This is a genomic window from Pseudomonas sp. Ga0074129 (assembly GCA_001465025.1).
Taxonomy (GTDB): Bacteria; Pseudomonadota; Gammaproteobacteria; order Pseudomonadales; family Pseudomonadaceae; genus Aquipseudomonas.
In genome coordinates, this window is the sequence record LNDO01000079.1 from 141573 (window position 1) to 159248 (window position 17676).

The following is a 17676-nucleotide window of genomic DNA, read 5'->3' on the forward strand; positions in this document are numbered from 1 at the left end:
CGGTTGAATTAAGTGGCTGCAATGGCGAGTCGGTATGGGCAATTGCTGCACAGCGTTGAGCACGCCTTGTGACGTACCCAGAAGCCACCACACGGCGCAATGAAATATGTGCAGGACGCTTTTATCAGCTGTCCAAATTGCCCCTTCAGTAGAGTCAAGCCCGAGCAGCGCCATGGAAAACGCGCGCTGCTGAGCTTGCACAGTTAAACGCAGCTCACCGCAGGTCACTGAGTGCTGACCCTCCCAATCGCCTATGTGGTGCTGACCATGCGTTTGAATGCTGCGATTGTCGTGTTGCTGACCAGCCTGGTTGCGGCAACGTATGGCTTTGGGATTTACCTGTTTGCTCAGCTCGTACCTGACATGCAGGCCTCTTTGGGCTTCGATTTCTCCTATGTGGGCAGTATCACCGCCTCGGCGCAGTTGGGTTTTCTACTCTGCGCCCTGTTGGCCGTCTGGCTGACGCCGAAAATCGGCGGCGGTTGGATGATTGCAGTCTCCGGGGCTGTATGCGCCGTGGCATTGCTGCTGATACCACTGGCCAACGACATCCTGATAATCGGCGCGCTGCTGACCTTGCTGGCAGGCACAGCCGCCACGGTTTTTGTGCCGATGGTGGATGTCGTCGCCAGAGTCACGGCCTACCGCTACCGGGGGTTGGCCATGGGCCTGGTGTCCAGCGGAACCAGCTACGGCGTGGCGATCAACAGCTTGCTGGTGCCGTTGTATGCAGCGCCAGGTGAATGGCGCAACGTTTGGGGGTGGGTGGGGCTGCTCACGGTGGCCATGACGCTGTTGGTGCTGCTGGTATTCAAGAAAGGCGGCTTGCTCAGTGCCAACGTGCCACCCGCTGTAACGCCTATAACCGGCGCGCTCGTTGCACCCGAACCCCGCGCCAGGCTCATACAGCCCTGGGTATTGATGATCTGGACAATGAATTTCTTGATCGGGTTTGCCACCTTTCCGTTTCAAACCTACCTCTCGTCCTATCTGCGCATTGAATTGGGTTTTGACGTGCAATTCAGCGCTCAGGTCTGGGCCGTAATCGGTTTTGTTGGCATGTTCGCAGGGCTGGCAGTCGGTTGGTTCTCCGACCGTACGGGCTTGCGCACCGCCATGTTGCTGGTCTACGTCTGCGTCGTAACAGCGGCACTGATATTCGTCATAAACCCCTCGGGCTATTGGCCATTGATCGCGGCGGGCCTGTTCTCCATCGCCTTTTACCCCATCTTCGGCTTGATCCCCGCATACGTGTCCAAACTGGCATCCTCCAGTGCCATGGCGGTGTCCATATTTGGTGTCGCGAATGTCATGCAAGGCTCTGGCGGCATGCTCGGCAACTACGGTGCCGGCCTGCTGGCCAATCACAGCGGCAGCTTTGCTGGGGTATACGCCACCATTGCCGGCGTGGGTGCGGTGCTGATTATCTTGACCCTCAAGCTGCCGAAAGAAGTCCCGCCAATAGCATCTGCCGGTTTACCTGATAACCCGCAGGCGACGAGCACCTAGGCTGGGTTGGGCTCAGCGAAAACCGCGCACAAGAGTGTTGCCAAAACCTCTGGCTCACCCCTGATGCAGCGCCCGGTAATGACTGGGCGCCATGCCGACCACTTTGCGAAACAGCCGCGAGAAGTAATACACATCGTCATAGCCCAACTGCTCAGCGAACTGGCGAATGCTTTGCTGGCCCTCGTCGAGCAGGCGGCAGGCATGGGCCATTTTTTAGGGCGATCACATCCTGAATCGGCGCATGACCGGCCAACGCGCATTAGGTCTTGGCGACGTGAACCTGTGACCGTTTCATAGACCCCGCATCGCTTTCGCCATCGCTTGATCAACATGCTCTCGCCAGTCGCGGTCGCGCTTATCGTTGTCTCGCAGTTCCAGTTCAATGGCGCTGTCCAGTCCCTCTTTGCATTGACGGAAGCCGTCATCCCAGCCCTGGGCATACTCGGGTTGTTGCAGATAGCGCGGCACATCCTTGCGAAAGCGGTCGAGTGCACCCGCTGCTTGCCTGCCGCTGCCGCAACCCGCCTCGAAGCCGTCAATAAAGGGGGCTGGAAATCCCTCAGCCATCATTTGTTCACGGGTACTTTGACAGCCAACTAACACGGTTACGATGAGGCAGGTGGCAAGCAGTGCTGAGCAAACAGGCATACGTTTGCAAGGCTTGGCTGAATAGTCAAAAGGTATGCTTGTAGCGCTGTTCATGCCGCCTCTTCGCGCAGTTGATGCACTGCCTGCGGCATTTGCTCGACCTCGCTGGACGCTGCTGGCCGGTACAGCAGCCAACGGTAGCAAAGCATGCAGATCAACCAATCGAACAACAACGTCCACAGGTTATGCGAGAGAAAATGTGCGCCCTGCATCATGCGTCCGACGGAAAACAGCGTGCCCAGCCCAAGAGCAACAATCAGCGCTGCTCGCGCAAGGCGCGGACGTCTATCACGCAACGCAAAAAACAGCGCGATCAGTGAATACCCAGCAGACGCATGACCGCCCGGCCAACAGCGGCCTGGGCTGTCTGTTGCAGGCCGCTCACCAAGCAACGGACTGAAGGCCTGCGCTCCACCGAATTCACTCAGGCTCCAAGGGCATTGCACCGCAGTGAGCTTTTTCAGGGGGGTTACGATGCTAGTCGATAGGGCTAGGGATAGCACCAGATAGCCCAGCGGACGACGCCAAGCCCGCCACTTGACTAGCAGCAGGCTGAGCACAAAGCCTGCAATGGCCAGCACACCCAGAACAATCACCGCTTGTTTGGCGCGGTCATGCAGGATGTCTTCTAGCCAGAAACTATGCCGCCCTATGAATCCCAAGCCTGGTTCATAGAACAGCTGCGCCAGTGCGAAGTCCACGCCACTGGGATCAAGCAGCAAGAGCAACGCCATCAACGCCAGGGGAATCCCCAGGCCAAGACGAAAATCAAAGTAGCGGGTGATATTGGGCGAAGGTGCTACAGCCATGAATGACTCCGTACAGGTGAGTGCCTATGCAATGCTGGCATTAGCGTTTGCTGAGTTGCTCTTGGGTTGCGGCAGCAGGACTCCAGGCAATCAAGCGCTTTTTGAACGCATGGCTAGCGCCCTGGTAATAGGCAATGTTGCGTTGCATCAGGCTGTCACTGAGAGCGGTTGACGTCTCCTGACTCAGCCCCAGTGCATCATCGTGCCGGCGCATGCCACGACGCGGACTGAGAATGGCAAGGTTGGCCCCATCGAACAGGCCTAGGTGCTGATAATTGCCAATCAGCGCTCGCCCGGGTGCGCGGTCTTCACGCAGGACATTGCGACCAAAGAAGGTTGAGCTGTAGTCGACATTCAAGAGACCTAACAAGGTCGGCGCTAAGTCGATCTGGCTGGCAACCTCGTTGAACTCACGCGGTTTGATCAGCGCTGGCGCGTAGATAAACAGCGGAATGTGGTAGTTGGCGACAGGCAGGTCTTCCTGGCCCGCACTGCCTGCCGTGTGATCGGCCACAAAGACGAAGACGGTCCGGTCAAACCAGGGTTTTGCTCTGGCCTGCTGCAGGAACTGGCCGATCGCGTAGTCGGTGTACTTGACGGCGCCTTCGCGGCCCTCGCCGGACGGGATGTCGATACGCCCGTCGGGATAGGTGTACGGCCGGTGGTTGGAGGTGGTCATCAGTTGCAGGAAGAAGGGCTTACCTTGGGCATGATCGGCGTCGGCGACCTTGAGCGTTTGCCGGAAGAGGTCTTCATCGGACATACCCCAAGCGTTCTTAAAGGCCATGTCGTCTTCAGCCACGCTGCTCTGATCGACGACGCGGTAACCATTGCCACCAAAGAAGGCATTCATGTTGTCGAAGTAACCGCGCCCGCCATAAATGAATACGCTGTCATAACCGAGAGCGTTGAACTGTTGACCAAGGCTGCCATAGCCAGATTCACGGCCAATGCGTTTGACGATGGAGCGCCCCGGCGTTGGTGGGATGGATAAGGTAATCGCTTCCAATCCGCGGTCGGTACGAGTGCCCGTGGCGTAGAAGTTACTAAAGCTCAAGCTATGCGGGCGTAGCTCATCCAGGTTGGGGGTTAGGCCGCGTGTATCACCAAAGCTGCCCAGGTATTTGGCACTCAGGCTTTCGATGGTCACCAGCACTACATTGAGTGGCAACGGCTGGCCTGGGTTGTCGATCAGCCGGCGAATATCCTGAGGCTCACTACCAATAAAGTGGGCATTGGACTCGCTCACCTCATCGCGCAGCAATCTGACCACGGCTTGCTCGGGCAAAGTGGCGTAAAACTGCTGGTAGTCCAATTCGTTATTGCGAAAGGCCGCGAAAAACTGAAACGGGCCATTGCTTGCCAATTCCCGTTGATAGGCATTACCGCCCAAGCCACGTGGTGTGTCCTGACCAATCGAAAACCCGTTCAGCCCGGCCAGCAAAAACAGTATTGCCAGGTTTGCCAAGGCACGCGCGCGGGGTAATAACGGCGCGTTGAATGCCGCCTGCAGAGGCCTATACAGTGCAACGCTGATAGCTGCGGCGATCAGCACCAGCAATGCAATCAGGGGGTAAATCGGGTAGGACTCAAGGATGTTGTTGATCACCTCTTCCGAGTAAACCAGGTAATCCACGGCAATAAAGTTGAAGCGCACGCCAAACTCATCCCAGAACAACCACTCGGCAACGGCTGTGAACAACATCGCGAACAGGCTCATGCCCAGCAGTCCGACGAGCAGCCATTGATGCCCGCGCCGCTGCCATAACCGAGCCGGACACACGAGCAGATACAGCGCCAACGGTAGGATGGCGTAAAGCAGAAAGCCAAGGTCGTAGATCAGGCCGATGCCATAAACGCCGGCCAGTTGCAGCAGACTTAGGTTGGCATCCGCCAAATGGCTGGCAAGCAATAAGCTACGCGTAAGGCAGAACACCGCCAGCCATGACAGCACGATGATGGACAGGTAGCGAAGTTGAGCGTAATGGAGCTGAGGCATCGTATGATCCTTGTTGGATGAACGTGCCGCAGTCTGTTGCGGGGCCTGTGAGCCGCGCGTCAACGCGATGTGAAAAAAGTGTCAAAACCAGAGAAAGAGATAACCCTGTGCGCATCCTCGTCATCGAAGACAACCGCGATATCCTCGCCAACGTGCTCGACTATCTGCAGCTGAAAGGCTTTAGCGTCGACTGTGCACAAGACGGACTTACCGGCCTGCACCTGGCCAGTACCGGGCATTATGATCTGATCGTGCTGGACATCATGCTGCCCGGCATCGATGGCTATCAGGTGTGTAAACGCCTGCGCGAAGACGGCCGCAATGAGGTACCGATCCTGATGCTCACCGCCCGCGATGCACTGGATGACCGACTACAGGGCTTAAAAGCAGGCGCTGACGATTACCTGATCAAACCGTTTGCGCTGTCTGAATTGGTGGCGCGAATCGAGGCGATCCTGCGCCGCAGCCAGGGCAGCCGCAAACGCCAGCTGAAGGTCGCCGACCTCGTATATGACCTCGACACCTTGCATGTCAGCCGAGCAGGCCAGCCACTCAAACTCAACCCGCTGGGGCTGAAGCTGTTGGCGGTGCTGATGCAGAAAAGCCCAGCCGTGGTTCGGCGCGAAGCCTTGGAGGAGGCGTTGTGGGGTGACGACTGCCCGGACAGCGACAGCTTGCGCAGCCACATTCATCAGCTGCGCCAAGTGCTCGACAAGCCTTTTGCCCAGCCGTTACTGCACACCTTGCATGGTGTGGGCTACCGATTGGCGGAGCAGACCGATGGTGTCTAAACAACCTTTTGCCCGCCGCATTTTAATTGCCTTCGTGCTGATGACCACGCTGGTCAGCGGCGTTTTTTCGCTGAGCATTGTGGCGCTGGTGCATTTCATCGAAGAAGACCTGGTATCCAAGGAAATGGACCGTGAGCTAAATAAGGTGCTGCATGAGGATATCCAGCAAGAACAGCCACCCAGACTGGACTCAATGACCCGATTTTTTAGCTCCGCGCAGCCGCAATACGCTATTCCAGAACTATTTTCCGGATTGCCGGAGGGCTTTAACGAAGTGGTCGACGGCACGAATGCGTTCTATGTCTATAGCCGCAAAACCAATGGTCAGACCTATCTGCTGGCGCAGGAGCAGCATGAGTTCGAGGCACGTGAACAAGCACTATTTTATGTAGTACTGGCGGGCTTTCTGCTCACTGTAGTGGGCGCTTGGGGATTGGGTCTGATAATGGCCAGAAAAGTCATGGCGCCCTTGAGCCGCTTAGCGCAGCAGGTACGCCATCGTGATCAGTTACATCCGCTGGCGCCACCACTTGCCCCTGAATACCCTGATGACGAAGTGGGCCAGCTGGCTGCGGCCTTTGACAGCACCCTGGGCCAAGTGCGTCAGTCGCTGGAGCGTGAACGCTTATTCACCAGTGACGTCAGTCATGAATTGCGCACCCCTCTGATGGTGATTGCAACCTCATGTGAGCTGTTGGTCGAAGGTGACTTGCAAGTACACCAGCGCGAGCAGATTGAACGTATCGGCCGCGCCAGCGCAGAAATGCGCGACCTGGTGCAAACCTTCCTGCAACTGGCGCGGGATAAAGCCAACGAGAGCGCCTTTGTTGGCAACAGCAGCCTGGCACAGGTGGCCACTGATCAATCCAGCCGCTGGGAGCCACTGATGCACCAGAAGGGGCTGGCGTTCAAACGCAGCCTGGAAGGGGCTGATGAGGGGCTTTACAACCCTGTGTTGCTTAATACGGTAATGGCCAATTTATTACGCAATGCGCTGCACTACACCGAGCTTGGGTTTGTCCGCCTGGTACTTGCCACCGACGGTTTTCGCGTAGAAGACAGTGGCATGGGCATTGCGCCAGACCAACACGAGCAGATCTTTCAGCCTTTTGTGCGCGGTTCTGAAGTACGCGGCGAAGGTTTGGGTCTCGGCCTCTCGTTGGTGAAACGGATTTGCAGCAAACAGGGCTGGACGATTTCGGTACACAACCTGCCGCAAGGTGGCAGCTGTTTCACCGTGGTATTCAATAACGTCAGATAACGATTTTTTCACATTCTTTTGACAGAGCCTTGATGCCTGCATCTCTAGTGTGGCGAGCGTATCTTCTAAGGACGCCTCGCCATGCAAAGCCCTATCGAACTCGAATTCTCTCGCAAGTACGACCGCACCCACGCATACGAGTACCTGCAAAAGCATCAGGATGGTCCCGCCCGCCGTCTCTCGCATTGGCGCGATGAACAGATGGCTCGCCATGCACTGAAGCTGGCAGGCGATCCGGGCTTGGTGCTGGATTTACCGTGCGGAGCAGGCCGATTCTGGCCACTGTTGGCTGAAAACCCCAACCGACTGATCTTTGCGGCAGACAACTCCGCCGACATGCTCGACATCGCCCAAGCCTCTCAACCCATGGAGGTCCTCAAGCGGATCGAAACCTTCCGCACCTCGGCGTTCGCCATTGACCTGGCCGCAAATGCCGTCGACTGCATTTTCTGCATTCGCCTGCTGCATCACATCGAGCAACCTGAACATCGTTTAGCCATTCTGCGTGAGTTTCATCGGGTCAGCCGCGACACGGTGATTGTTTCACTCTGGGTCGACGGCAATTACAAAGCCTGGAAACGCAAACGCCTTGAGCAGCGCCGCGCAGCCGAAGGACGTGCCGGAGAAAATCAGAATCGCTTTGTAGTCGCCCGCGAGGCTATTGAAAGCGAATTCCGCCAGGCCGGATTCAGGATCATCGGCCAACAGGATTTTCTGCCTGGGTACCACATGTGGCGCACCTACGTGCTGCGCAAGGAGGACTGAGCATGGTTGCAATTACCAGTGGCTCACCCGCACAGTCCTTCACCACGCATTTTGATCGCTGGTGGAACAGCACAGGGATCTGGGTCGAGCCGGTTAATCAGCGCCGCGGTGGCGAGAGCGGCGTGCAGCTACTAACCCGCAACGACGCCAGTCAGCTGCCGTTGTATTGCAAGCGACAAGTCGGGCATCTCTATCGTTCAGTCCGATACCCGTTCGGTCGCCCCACCGTGCTACGTGAGTGCGATGCATATCGGACACTCGCGCGCCTGGGCATCAAGACACCCAACATCGTCTACTGCGCCACTCGCCGAAAAGACCAACAGTGGCAGTCCCTCTTGGTGACCGAGTCACTGCACGGCTTTGTAAGCCTCACGCAATGGTACGAGGAGAGTGATTCTCCAGAGCTCAATCAGCGCGTGATGCACCAGGTCGCCGTAACACTGGCACGCATGCACCAGGCCGGCTTTCAACATGGTTGCTGCTACCCCAAACACATCTTTGTGAAGCTTCATTCGGGTATCGCGAGCCAAGCAGACATAGAGATTGCCTTGCTCGACTTAGAGAAAAGTCGCCATCGCTGGCGCGCCAAAGACGCATCCAGGCACGACTTGCGGCAGTTGATGCGTCACCGAGGATCGGTTCCAGAAGCGGATGTGCTGTTGGTTAATCAGATCCATCAGCAGGTTCTTGACGGGCCTGTTGAGTCATAGCGGCCCTCGCTTTAAACAGCCCTGAAGATGGCTAACTCACCCCTGATGCAGCGCCCGGTAATGACTGGGCGCCATGCCAACCACTTTGCGAAACAGCCGCGAGAAGTAATACACATCGTCATAGCCCAACTGCTCAGCGACCTGGCGAATGCTTTGCTGGCCTTCGTCGAGCAGGCGGCAGGCGTGGGCCATTTTCAGTTGGATAAAGTCCTGAATCGGCGCATGGCCGGTCAATGCGCGGTAGGTTTTGGCGAAGTGAAAACGCGACAGCTTGAACTGCGCGGCCAACTCGTCGAGGTTGAGCGAATCATGCAGGTGAGCGCGCATCACAGCGTGCACGGCGTCTACATCGAGCACCCGCCCGGACTTCAAGGTGGCCCGCGCCGGCAGCACGGCCAGTGAGGTCAGTAACACCTGCAGCTGGTGAGCGGCATGGATGAAGTGCACCAGGTTCAAGCCCTGTTTACGCAGCCCGAGCAACGCATCGAACTCGGCCAGCAAACGCGGTTGCACGCCAATGCGTAACAACGGTCTCGGCCCGAGCTGCTTGAGGTAATCGGCTACGTGCTCACCGGCGAAGTGCACCCAATACAGCGTCCAGGGCTTGTGTTCATCGGCACCGTAGGTGTGTGCCTGCCCTTTGGGCAACAGCAGCAGATCGCCACCGCTGACGTCTAATCGTCCATCCGCCGTCTCCAACCAGCCCTGCCCCGAGCGGCAGTAAATCAGCAAGTAATCCTCCGGCTGCGGACGATGCATGCGGTGCCCCTGGGCTTCGGGGTAGTACCCCAAGGCCAGGGGATAACAGCCCTGCCCTAGGGGATGCTTTGCCAGCAGGCGGCGCAGCCGGGGCGGTGTGATAAAGCGCACACCATTGGCCGGCAAAGGCCAGTTGGAGGTATCAACAAAAGCGCGCATGGCGATGCTCAAGTAGCCCGGATGCAAGCCGGGTGAACGGGTCCCGGATTGCATCCGGGCCACAGATTAAATCCCAAGATAGTCCATCCGCAGACCAAGATCGTCAATCCACAAAGCCGAGTAAGGCGGCTATAACACTGACAAAACAACAATTGAGCCGGAGAAAAGCATGGCCAAGGCAATCCCACAGTTGATCGACGGTGAATGGCGCGAAAGCCGCGCCCGCGAATTTATCGAAGTCACCGACCCGGCGACCCAGGAAGTACTCGCGTTGGCCCCCAAAGCCACCGCCGAGGAAATCGAAGCGGCGATTGCCAGCGCCAAAGCCGCGTTCATCACCTGGCGTGAAGTGCCGGTCTCCGACCGCGCGCGCGTCATGCTGCGCTATCAGCACCTGCTCAAAGAACATCACGACGAGCTGGCGGAAATCCTCGCCGGGGAAACCGGCAAAACCCTGGCCGATGCCAAGGGCGATGTCTGGCGCGGTATCGAGGTGGTGGAACAGGCCTGCAACATCGCCAGCCTGACCATGGGCGAAACCATGGAGAACGTCGCCCGCGACATCGACACCGCCAGTTGGATTCAGCCACTAGGCGTGTGCGTGGGCATCACCCCGTTCAACTTCCCGGCGATGATTCCGCTGTGGATGTTTCCCCTGGCCATCGCTGCCGGCAACACCTTTATCCTCAAACCATCAGAACAAGACCCACTGACGCCCAACCGCCTGGCCGAGCTGTTTATCGAGGCCGGCGCGCCCAAGGGCGTGTTGCAGGTGCTGCACGGCGCGCGCGAAGTGGTCGATAGCCTGCTGACGCACCCGGATATCCGCGCCATTTCCTTCGTCGGTTCAGTGCCGGTGGGCCAGCACATCTACCGCACCGGCACCGCCCACCTCAAGCGTGTGCAGGCCTTTGCCGGGGCGAAGAACCACATGGTGATTATGCCTGACGCCCATAAACAGCAGGTATTGAGCAACCTGGTGGGGGCCAGTTGCGGCGCGGCCGGGCAGCGCTGCATGGCGATCAGCGTGGCGGTGTTTGTCGGCGAGTCGAAACAGTGGATCAACGAGCTGCAGGCGCAGATGGCTGATTTACAACCGGGTTACTGGACCGACGGCCACGCCGCGTTCGGCCCGCTGATCAGCCAGCAGGCCAAGCAACGCGTGCTGCGCCTGATCGCCGAAGGTAAAGCGGAAGGCGCCGAATGCTTGCTGGACGGGTCGCACTGCGCAGTCGAAGGCTACCCGAAGGGCAACTGGGTAGGCCCAACGCTGTTTCGCGGCGTGACCCGCCACATGAGCCTGTACCGTGAAGAGATCTTCGGCCCGGTGCTGGTGTGCATGGAGGTCGATACGCTGGAAGAAGCCATCGAGCTGGTCAACGCCAGCCCGTTCGGTAACGGCACCTCGATCTTCACCCGCTCCGGCGGCGCGGCGCGGCATTATCAACATGCGGTGGAAGTCGGTCAGGTCGGCATCAACGTACCGGTGCCGGTGCCGCTGCCCTTCTTCTCGTTCACCGGCTGGAAAGGCTCGTTCTACGGCGACCTGCACGCCTATGGCAAACAGGGCGTACGCTTTTTCACTGAAACAAAAACGGTCACCAGCCGCTGGTTTGATGAGGATGCCGTGAGCGCGGCCGCCAACATGACGATTCAGCTTAAATAACGACCCGTAGGCTGATCACGAGTCGGCCTGCCAAACGCCGGGACACCCCTCCCGTAAGGATGCGCAATGGATTTTGAACTGACGGAAGAACAACGCCTGCTGGTCGACAGCGCCCGCGCCTTTGCCAGCAAAGAGCTCGCGCCTCACGCCGCCGACTGGGACCGTAACCATCACTTCCCCGTGGAGGTGATCAAACGCGCCGCCGAGCAGGGTTATCTGGCCCTTTACCTCAAGGAAGAGGACGGTGGTCTGGGCCTGTCGCGGCTGTCGTCATCGCTGATTTTCGAACAACTGTCGGCCGGCTGCGTGGCCACCACGGCGTTTTTAACCATTCACAACATGGCCAGTTGGATGCTCGCCAGCTTTGCTGATCAAGCGTTGAAAGACGCTTGGTTACCGCGCCTAAGCAGTGGCGAGTTGCTGGCTTCGTATTGCCTGACCGAACCGGATGCCGGCTCCGACGCCGCCAACCTGCGCACCCGCGCCCGGCGCGACGGCGACGACTACGTGATCGACGGCAGCAAATGCTTTATCTCCGGCGCGGGCAGCACGCAGGTGTTGATTGTGATGGCGCGCACCGGCGAAGAAGGCGCCAAGGGCGTGTCGTGTTTCCTCGTGCCGGGCGATGCCGAGGGCGTCAAGTACGGCCGCAATGAATTGAAGATGGGCTGGCGCGCTCAGCCCACGCGCACCATCAGCTTTGAAGGGGTGCGCATTCCGGCCGACAACCGCATCGGCCCCGAGGGTCAGGGCTTTGTCTACGCCATGAAAGGGCTGGACGGTGGGCGTATCAATATCGCCAGTTGCTCGCTCGGTGCAGCTCAGGCGGCGCTGGAGCAATCGCTGCGCTATGTGGAAGAGCGCAAGCAGTTCGGCAAAGCGCTGAGCACATTCCAGGCATTGCAGTTCAAACTGGCCGACATGCTCACCGACCTCACCGCCAGCCGGCAAATGGTGCGCCTGGCTGCGCACAAGCTGGATCAAGGCCACGGCGAAGCCAGCCTGTATTGCGCCATGGCCAAGCGTTTTGCTACCGATCACTGCTTCACCGTTTGCAACGAGGCGCTGCAACTGCATGGCGGTTACGGGTATCTGAATGACTACCCACTGGAACGCTGGGTGCGTGACAGCCGCGTGCACCAGATACTGGAAGGCACCAATGAAATCATGCGGGTGATCATCGCGCGCCGTCTGCTCGATCAGGGCGGCATGTTGGATCGCCTGCTCTGAGCAAATCATCGAACCTGTAGGAGCCAGCTTGCTGGCGATACTTTAGGCCATTTGATCGCCGGGACGCCGGGCCGCAGCAAGCAGGCTCCTACACACATTCAGATATGAGGACACCCATGAGCACTGCCATCGAACCCTACAAGCCCGGTGTATTCGACCTGACCCACAAGCTCACCGTGGAGAAGCACGGGCATACCGCGCTGATCACCATCAATCAGCCGCCGGCCAACACCTGGGACCGCGATTCGTTGATCGGCCTCAAGCAACTGGTCGAGCACCTCAATCACGACGATGACATCTATGCCTTGGTCATCACCGGACAAGGCGGCAAGTTCTTCAGTGCCGGTGCCGACCTCAAGCTGTTTGCTGATGGCGATAAAGCCCGCGCCCGCGAAATGGCCCGCCGTTTTGGTGAAGCCTTTGAGGCGCTGCGTGATTTTCGCGGCGTATCGATTGCCGCAATCAACGGCTACGCCATGGGTGGCGGGCTGGAATGCGCCTTGGCCTGCGACATCCGCATTGCCGAACAGCATGCGCAACTGGCCCTGCCCGAAGCCAGCGTGGGCCTGCTGCCCTGCGCCGGCGGCACCCAGCACCTGAGCTGGCTGGTGGGTGAAGGCTGGGCCAAGCGCATGATCCTCTGCGGCGAGCGGGTGAACGCGGAAACCGCCTTGCGCATCGGACTGGTCGAACAAGTGGTCGATACAGGCGAAGCACGCGGCCATGCCCTGCTGCTGGCGAGCAAAGTGGCGCGACAAAGCCCGGTGGCCGTGCGCACCATCAAGCCGTTGATCCAAGGCGCGCGTGAGCGCAGCCCAAACACCTGGCTGAGTGAGGAGCGTGAGCGTTTTGTCGACCTGTTCGACGCCGACGATACCCGCGAAGGGGTCAACGCCTTCCTGGAAAAACGCGACCCGCAGTGGCGCAATAAATAAGCATGAGCTGCAAGCTGCAAGCTGCAAGCTGCAAGCGGTTCAGTGTGCTGGTCAGCCGGTCAGGCTCGCCAGCCATACCGTAGCGCTTTTTCTTTTAGCTTCAGGCTTGCCGCTTGAAGCTCAACCGAAGGTTGCCCATGAACGTGCAATTTGAAGAACGCCCCGCCCAGCATGGCTATCGCATCGGCATTGCCAGCCTGGACGCGGAAAAGAGCCTCAACGCCTTGTCGCTGCCGATGATCGAAGCGCTGGATGCCCAGCTCAAGGCCTGGGCCGACGACCCGAACATCGCCTGCGTGCTGCTGCGCGGCAACGGCCCGAAAGCCTTCTGTGCCGGCGGCGACGTGGTGCAGCTTGTGCAGCAGTGCCGTGAACACCCCGGTGAAATACCGCCCCTGGCGCGGCGCTTCTTTGCCGATGAATACCGCCTCGACTACCGCATCCACACCTACCCCAAGCCGTTTATCTGTTGGGCACACGGTCATGTACTGGGCGGCGGCATGGGCCTGATGCAGGCCGCTGGTATTCGCATTGTCACCCCAGGCAGCCGCCTGGGCATGCCGGAAGTGAATATCGGCCTGTACCCCGATGTGGGCGGCAGTTGGTTCCTCTCTCGCCTGCCGGGCAAGCTCGGCCTGTTTCTCGGCTTGACCGCCAGCAGCATCAACGCCCGTGACGCGTTGGACCTGAACCTGGCCGACCGCGCCCTGCTCGACAGCCAACAGGATGACCTGCTCAACGGCCTGGCGCAGCTGAACTGGCAACAACAGTCCGAACAACAACTGCACAGCCTGCTCAAAGCGCTGGAAAATCAGGCGCTGGACGCCCTGCCCGCAGCTCAATGGCTACCCCGCCGCGCGCGCATCGATGCGCTGCTCGACACCGCTGACCTGCCCCAGGCCTGGCACGCACTGAGCGCTTTACAGGAAGACGCCGACAGCCTGTTGGCCCGTGCCGGTAAAACCCTGGCCGGCGGCTGCCCGCTGACGGGGCATCTGGTGTGGGAGCAAATCAAACGGGCCAAGCACCAATCGCTGGCCGAGGTGTTCCGCATGGAATACGCCATGAGCCTGAACTGCTGCCGTCACCCGGAATTCCCCGAAGGAGTACGCGCACGGCTGATCGACAAAGACCAGACACCGCACTGGCATTGGCCGGACGTAGCGAACATCCCGAACGAGGTGATCGAAGCCCACTTCGCCCCAGCCTGGGAAGGTGAGCACCCACTGGCGAATTTGTAGGATGAATGACGCTTTTTTCGTCCGCCGATAAAACCGCAGCCGGTGGATGGGTAAAGCGCCATCCACCCTACACAACTACCCCCTCGTAGCCCGGATGTAATCCGGGATGGGTTGATTGAACAACCTGCCCGGACAGCATCGAGCACGAAGTACGTAGGGTGGATGACGCCTTTTTCATCCACCCAAAAGAGCACAGCCGGTGGGTGGGCGAAGCATCACCCACCCTACGCCTGACGCACCCTACAAGGAGAACAATAACAATGACCACAATCGCGTTTATCGGCCTCGGCCATATGGGTCTGCCCATGGCCCGCAACCTGCTCAAAGCCGGTTTTAACCTGCAGGTGTTCGACCTGGTGCAGCGTGCTATGGATGAATTGGCCGCTGAAGGGGCGCAAGCGGCCAGCATTGCGCTTGAGGCCGTTCAAGGGGCGCAGGTGGTGATCAGCATGCTGCCCGCCAGCCGTCACGTTGAAGGGTTGTACTTGGGCGCTGATGGTCTGCTGGCCGCGCTCAAACCCGGTACCTTGGTGCTGGAGTGCTCAACCATTGCCCCCGAGGTTGCCCGGAGCGTGCATGCCGCCGCCCATGAGCGCGGCATCGAACTGCTCGATGCGCCGGTATCCGGTGGCACGGCTGGAGCTGCCGCCGGCACCCTGACCTTTATGATCGGCGGCCAACCTGAAACCCTGGCCAAGGCACAGCTCTTCTTTCAGGCCATGGGTAAAAACATCTTCCACGCCGGCCCCGAGGGTGCAGGCCAGGTGGCCAAAGTGTGCAACAACCAGGTACTCGCCGTGCAGATGATTGCCACCGCCGAAGCCATGGCCATGGGCGTGGCCAACGGCCTTGAACCGGCGGTGCTGGCCGAAATCATGCGCCAGAGCTCAGGCGGCAACTGGACACTGGAGAAGTACAACCCCTGGCCCGGCGTGATGGAAAACGCCCCGGCGTCCAAAGGCTACAGCGGCGGCTTTATGGCCGAACTGATGGCCAAAGACCTCGGCCTGGCCCAACAAGCCGCACAAAGCAGCGGCAGCAGCACGCCCATGGGCGCTTTGGCGCTGCAGTTGTACCGCCTACTGCTCAAGCAAGGTAAGGGCAAGCAGGACTTCTCGGTGGTGCAGCAACTGTTCGTCGAATAGCCACGGCTTTTGTAGCCCCGATGCAATCCGTGAACAGATGCTGCACCCGGCACAGCCTCCCGGATTACATCCGGGCTACGCACTCTGCTCAAACAAGGCAAGGGCAAGCAGGACTCACCCGTGGTGCAGTGGCTGGTCATTGATTAAGCACAAAACATGAGTAGCCCGGATGAAATCCGGGGATCGCGGTTGAGCCGAATACAGCCCCGGATTACATCCGTGCTACGTGTTGAGTAAAAGGTATGCGGTCGCCAACTGAGCGCATCACTCCAGCCGCACGCGGTACACCTCGCCCAGCGAAATCAGTCGGTCGCGGGCCAAGGCCAAAGCGCTTTGCGTCAAGGGACGCATGCCGTCCGCAATCGCTTGTTGCTCAATCGCCTGAGCGGCAACAGCGGGTTGGATCAAGGCGCGCAATGCAGGCGTCACCTCCAACAACTCATACGCGGCGATGCGCCCGGCAAAGCCTTTGCCGTGGCAATGCTCACAGCCGCGCCCAGCATAAAACACCTCATCGGCCGACAGGCCAAACGCACGCCGCACGTGCTCCGGCACCTGTTCAGGTTCCAGGCAATGCGGGCAGTTACGGCGCACCAAGCGCTGGGCCAGAACACCCAGCAAACTGGCATTGAGCAAGTACGGCGCGATGCCGATTTCCAGCAGGCGCGTCACGGTGGTGGCCGCACTGTTGGTGTGCAGGGTGGACAACACCAAGTGCCCGGTCAGGGCACTCTCGGTGGCCATCATGGCGGTCTCTTGGTCGCGAATTTCGCCCACCATGATCACGTCCGGGTCGTGGCGCAGGATATGCCGCAAGGCGCGGGCAAAGGTGTAGCCAATCTGCGGCTTAACCTGAATCTGCCGAATACCGTCGATTTGATACTCCACTGGATCTTCCACGGTAATCACGTTAACGCCGCTGTCTTTGATGCCATTGAGCGCGGCATACAAGGTGGTGCTTTTGCCCGAACCTGTCGGCCCGGTGACCAGCACAATGCCCTGGCTATGACTGGTGAGCGCACGGAAGCGCTCGGCATCACTGTCATTGAAACCGATCTGGCTGAGATTCTTCATGCTTTGCTGGGTATCAAGAATCCGGATAACCACGCTTTCGCCATGCACCGTGGGCATGATCGACAAACGCAGATCGATGCTGCGCTCACCCATGCGCACCAAGTGACGACCGTCCTGCGGCAGGCGGCGCTCGGCGATGTTCATGCCGCCGATGATTTTAATGCGACTGACAATAGCCGCCAGGTTGCCGGGTTTGATCCGCCGTATTTCGCTCAGCACCCCGTCAATACGAAACAGAATGGCCACATCATGCTTGCCCGGCCGCAAGTGAATGTCTGACGCGCGGCGGCAGATGGCATCCTCCAGCAAGCTGTCGACAAAGCGTACCGTGGGCTTTTCTTCAGCCAATTGCTTGATCCGGTGCAGGCTCAGCTCCGGCTCATGGCTCTCGCTCTCGGGTAATTGCAGTGCCGCTTCGGCCCCGTAGAAACGGTTGATGGCCCGATCCAATTGTTCGTCATAAGCCTGGATGGCCTCAATTTGCTTGCCGGTGATAAAGCCCACCAAATGCAGCAGGTCACAGTCCGAAGGATTCGGCGTGGCCACCACTAACGTTTCACCCTGCACCAACAAAGGCAACACACGGCGATCGCGGGCTAAATTCTCGGGCAATAACTGCACCACCTGCGGCTCAACCTTGAAGGCATCGAGATTGACCTGAGCAATATCCAGTTGCTCGACCAAGGCGCAGGCCAGGTTGTGTCGGCCTACCAGTTCCTGCTTGAGCAGAATCTGCCCCAAACGCCCGGATTGCTCATTGGCCTGCTGATGGCTTAGCGCATCCTGCAATTGCAGCGCACTGATGTGCCCTTGGTTAATCAGCACCTCACCCAAACGTCGGTGCCGGCGCGGGGACTCGGTACGCTGCTGTAGATAGGCGGATAGTTGCTGCTGATCACTGATGATGGTTGTCAAAACCAGACTCCTCGACGACTGATATAGCCAGCATATGGCCATTAGCGCGCGGCCAATTGC

Annotated in this window: 15 protein-coding genes and 1 pseudogene; 10 read left to right on the plus strand and 6 right to left on the minus strand. The window is 59.1% G+C overall.

What is annotated here, in order from left to right:
* Nucleotides 1–231: 231 nt before the first annotated feature.
* A complete protein-coding gene (locus AUK77_RS10640; RefSeq protein WP_296129300.1) occupies nt 232–1509 on the plus strand; it encodes an MFS transporter in 1278 nt (425 codons plus the stop codon).
* A gap of 54 nt (nt 1510–1563) precedes the next feature.
* Here AUK77_RS10640 and AUK77_RS10645 read toward each other — a convergent pair.
* From AUK77_RS10645 to AUK77_RS10660, 4 genes and pseudogenes are all read right to left on the minus strand, one after another.
* Nucleotides 1564–1801: pseudogene (locus AUK77_RS10645) on the minus strand (helix-turn-helix domain-containing protein); the annotation flags it as partial.
* The gene (locus AUK77_RS10650) at nt 1801–2211 is read right to left on the minus strand and encodes a hypothetical protein (RefSeq protein ID WP_363079381.1); all 411 of its coding nucleotides are present in this window, start codon (nt 2209–2211) and stop codon (nt 1801–1803) included. The pseudogene AUK77_RS10645 and the gene AUK77_RS10650, both read right to left, overlap by 1 nt.
* Nucleotides 2208–2966 carry a phosphatase PAP2 family protein gene (locus AUK77_RS10655; protein WP_296129302.1) on the minus strand — a complete coding sequence of 253 codons (759 nt, stop codon included), beginning with the start codon at nt 2964–2966 and terminating at the stop codon, nt 2208–2210. Before AUK77_RS10655 ends, AUK77_RS10650 begins: the two co-directional genes overlap by 4 nt.
* 40 nt (nt 2967–3006) lie before the next feature.
* Nucleotides 3007–4965, minus strand: coding sequence for an LTA synthase family protein (locus AUK77_RS10660; protein ID WP_296129305.1), 1959 nt, complete (start codon nt 4963–4965; stop codon nt 3007–3009).
* Nucleotides 4966–5072: 107 nt separating this feature from the next.
* On the opposite strand from AUK77_RS10660, the gene AUK77_RS10665 reads away from it, so the two are divergent.
* The 4 genes from AUK77_RS10665 to AUK77_RS10680 all read left to right on the plus strand — a co-directional run bounded on the left by AUK77_RS10665 (nt 5073) and on the right by AUK77_RS10680 (nt 8492).
* Nucleotides 5073–5756 (plus strand): response regulator transcription factor, encoded by a 684-nt coding sequence (locus tag AUK77_RS10665; protein WP_296129307.1) that lies wholly within the window; start codon nt 5073–5075, stop codon nt 5754–5756.
* Entirely contained in the window at nt 5746–7017 is a 1272-nt protein-coding gene (locus AUK77_RS10670; RefSeq protein WP_296129309.1) for a HAMP domain-containing sensor histidine kinase, read from the plus strand. The genes AUK77_RS10665 and AUK77_RS10670 overlap by 11 nt, the downstream gene beginning before the upstream one ends.
* 81 nt (nt 7018–7098) lie before the next feature.
* A complete protein-coding gene (locus tag AUK77_RS10675; protein ID WP_296129312.1) occupies nt 7099–7782 on the plus strand; it encodes a class I SAM-dependent methyltransferase in 684 nt (227 codons plus the stop codon).
* A gap of 2 nt (nt 7783–7784) precedes the next feature.
* Nucleotides 7785–8492 carry a lipopolysaccharide kinase InaA family protein gene (locus AUK77_RS10680; RefSeq protein WP_296129315.1) on the plus strand — a complete coding sequence of 236 codons (708 nt, stop codon included), beginning with the start codon at nt 7785–7787 and terminating at the stop codon, nt 8490–8492.
* A 36-nt stretch (nt 8493–8528) separates the two neighbouring features.
* Here AUK77_RS10680 and AUK77_RS10685 read toward each other — a convergent pair whose 3' ends face one another.
* Complete coding sequence (locus AUK77_RS10685) at nt 8529–9410, minus strand: AraC family transcriptional regulator (RefSeq protein WP_296129317.1); 882 nt, start codon at nt 9408–9410, stop codon at nt 8529–8531.
* 169 nt (nt 9411–9579) lie between these two features.
* Here AUK77_RS10685 and AUK77_RS10690 point away from each other — a divergent pair, with 169 nt between their 5' ends.
* The 5 genes from AUK77_RS10690 to mmsB all read left to right on the plus strand — a co-directional run bounded on the left by AUK77_RS10690 (nt 9580) and on the right by mmsB (nt 15627).
* Nucleotides 9580–11076, plus strand: coding sequence for a CoA-acylating methylmalonate-semialdehyde dehydrogenase (locus AUK77_RS10690; RefSeq protein WP_296129320.1), 1497 nt, complete (start codon nt 9580–9582; stop codon nt 11074–11076).
* 66 nt (nt 11077–11142) lie between these two features.
* Nucleotides 11143–12306, plus strand: coding sequence for an acyl-CoA dehydrogenase family protein (locus AUK77_RS10695; RefSeq protein WP_296129323.1), 1164 nt, complete (start codon nt 11143–11145; stop codon nt 12304–12306).
* 116 nt (nt 12307–12422) lie between these two features.
* Nucleotides 12423–13241, plus strand: coding sequence for an enoyl-CoA hydratase (locus AUK77_RS10700; RefSeq protein ID WP_296129326.1), 819 nt, complete (start codon nt 12423–12425; stop codon nt 13239–13241).
* Between the two features lie 137 nt (nt 13242–13378).
* Complete coding sequence (locus tag AUK77_RS10705) at nt 13379–14482, plus strand: enoyl-CoA hydratase/isomerase family protein (protein ID WP_296129328.1); 1104 nt, start codon at nt 13379–13381, stop codon at nt 14480–14482.
* A 260-nt stretch (nt 14483–14742) separates the two neighbouring features.
* Nucleotides 14743–15627, plus strand: coding sequence for a 3-hydroxyisobutyrate dehydrogenase (mmsB, locus tag AUK77_RS10710; RefSeq protein ID WP_296129330.1), 885 nt, complete (start codon nt 14743–14745; stop codon nt 15625–15627).
* Nucleotides 15628–15891: 264 nt separating this feature from the next.
* Here mmsB and AUK77_RS10715 read toward each other — a convergent pair whose 3' ends face one another.
* Nucleotides 15892–17616, minus strand: coding sequence for a GspE/PulE family protein (locus AUK77_RS10715; protein ID WP_296129333.1), 1725 nt, complete (start codon nt 17614–17616; stop codon nt 15892–15894).
* Nucleotides 17617–17676 lie beyond the last annotated feature (60 nt).

Bases quoted from the DNA above. Each gene is read 5' to 3' on its own strand.
- AUK77_RS10650 (WP_363079381.1), bottom strand. From the start codon at position 2,211: ATGAACAGCGCTACAAGCATACCTTTTGACTATTCAGCCAAGCCTTGC.
- AUK77_RS10655 (WP_296129302.1), bottom strand. From the start codon at position 2,966: ATGGCTGTAGCACCTTCGCCCAATATCACCCGCTACTTTGATTTTCGT.
- AUK77_RS10660 (WP_296129305.1), bottom strand. From the start codon at position 4,965: ATGCCTCAGCTCCATTACGCTCAACTTCGCTACCTGTCCATCATCGTG.
- AUK77_RS10670 (WP_296129309.1), top strand. From the start codon at position 5,746: ATGGTGTCTAAACAACCTTTTGCCCGCCGCATTTTAATTGCCTTCGTG.
- AUK77_RS10675 (WP_296129312.1), top strand. From the start codon at position 7,099: ATGCAAAGCCCTATCGAACTCGAATTCTCTCGCAAGTACGACCGCACC.
- AUK77_RS10680 (WP_296129315.1), top strand. From the start codon at position 7,785: ATGGTTGCAATTACCAGTGGCTCACCCGCACAGTCCTTCACCACGCAT.
- AUK77_RS10685 (WP_296129317.1), bottom strand. From the start codon at position 9,410: ATGCGCGCTTTTGTTGATACCTCCAACTGGCCTTTGCCGGCCAATGGT.
- AUK77_RS10690 (WP_296129320.1), top strand. From the start codon at position 9,580: ATGGCCAAGGCAATCCCACAGTTGATCGACGGTGAATGGCGCGAAAGC.
- AUK77_RS10695 (WP_296129323.1), top strand. From the start codon at position 11,143: ATGGATTTTGAACTGACGGAAGAACAACGCCTGCTGGTCGACAGCGCC.
- AUK77_RS10700 (WP_296129326.1), top strand. From the start codon at position 12,423: ATGAGCACTGCCATCGAACCCTACAAGCCCGGTGTATTCGACCTGACC.
- AUK77_RS10705 (WP_296129328.1), top strand. From the start codon at position 13,379: ATGAACGTGCAATTTGAAGAACGCCCCGCCCAGCATGGCTATCGCATC.
- mmsB (WP_296129330.1), top strand. From the start codon at position 14,743: ATGACCACAATCGCGTTTATCGGCCTCGGCCATATGGGTCTGCCCATG.